Here is a 1077-nt window from a genome sequence, read left to right as displayed (position 1 = left end):
GGGGTCAGGGTCAGGGTGGTTTGAGGCCGCTGCTGCCGAGGAAGCCGGTGGCGAGAGCGGGCCGGTATTGCATGGCTTTGAGTCGCTTCTTGGTGGTGCGGAGCAGGTCGTTGATGGTGCCGTGGGCGAGGTTGGCCAGGCCGCGTTTCAGGCTGGACCACATGTTCTCGACGGGGTTGAGTTCCGGGGCGTAGCCGGGGAGCTGATAGACGCGTAGCCAGGGCCGGGCGGCGATCAGGGCCCGCATCTTCTTGGAGCGGTGGGCGGGCAGGCCGTCCCAGACGAGCACGATCGGGCCGCCCAGATGCTGGTGGGCGGCGTCGATCAGGGCGGTGAAGTGGGGTTCGGCGAAACCTCTCGGTTCGCCTTTGCGTCCTCGGTGGAGCATGGTGCGGTAGATGATGCGGGGCCGGTGGCCGGTGCGGTAGGCGACGATCCCGGCGACCGAGAGTTTGCGGCCGCCGCGGCCGGTGACTTTCACGATCGGTGTGTGTCCTCGCGGGGCCCAGGTGCGGGCCCTGGCTGGTCGCAGCGTCAGGCCCGACTCATCGGCGAAGCAGATCCACGCGTCCAGCCTGCGCGCGACTCTTTTACCGCGGGCCATTGATGGCGCCGCCAGTGGGCGATGGCCGATTCGTCGCGTTCGGCGGCCCGGCTGATCGGTTGTTGCGGAGTGAACCCGGCCCGGCGCAGCACCTGCCACACGGTGGGGACGCTGAGCGTGAGGTGGAACATCCGGCCGATCACCGTCTGGACCCGGGCCAGGGTCCATCGCTGGTCCTCGGCCCAGCCCGCCGCGGCTGGGCCCTGGTTGAGTGTCGCGATCAGTTTCTGAACCTGGATGCCGGACAAGGCCGGCGCGGGCCCGGGCGTGCCTTTCGAGGCCAAGGCCTGTTCCCCGCCGGCGAGCCAGGCACGCCGCCACGCGTATGCCGACTTCGTCGAGATCTCCAGGACCACGGCGATCTGCGCGGCGCTCACTCCGTCCGCCAGCATCTGCGCCGCCTGCCGGCGGACTTGCTCGCGACGGGCTCGTCCTTGCGGACCGACCCCGCCGCCGTCCCCGTATCTCATGCC

General features: G+C 70.0%; 2 protein-coding genes. Both read right to left on the bottom strand.

What is annotated here, in order from left to right:
- Positions 1 to 10: 10 nt before the first annotated feature.
- Complete coding sequence (locus ADL15_RS15125) at positions 11 to 604, bottom strand: transposase (RefSeq protein ID WP_083971278.1); 594 nt, start codon at positions 602 to 604, stop codon at positions 11 to 13.
- The coding region (locus tag ADL15_RS15120; RefSeq protein WP_232344108.1) for a winged helix-turn-helix domain-containing protein at positions 535 to 1077 on the bottom strand (543 nt) is incomplete at its 5' end. The genes ADL15_RS15125 and ADL15_RS15120, both read right to left, overlap by 70 nt.

Origin of the sequence: Actinoplanes awajinensis subsp. mycoplanecinus, assembly GCF_001509495.1 — a bacterium.
Lineage (GTDB): Bacteria > Actinomycetota > Actinomycetes > Mycobacteriales > Micromonosporaceae > Actinoplanes > Actinoplanes palleronii.
Note: the sequence above shows the minus strand (reverse complement) of the source record. Positions and strands in the feature narration are given on the sequence as shown.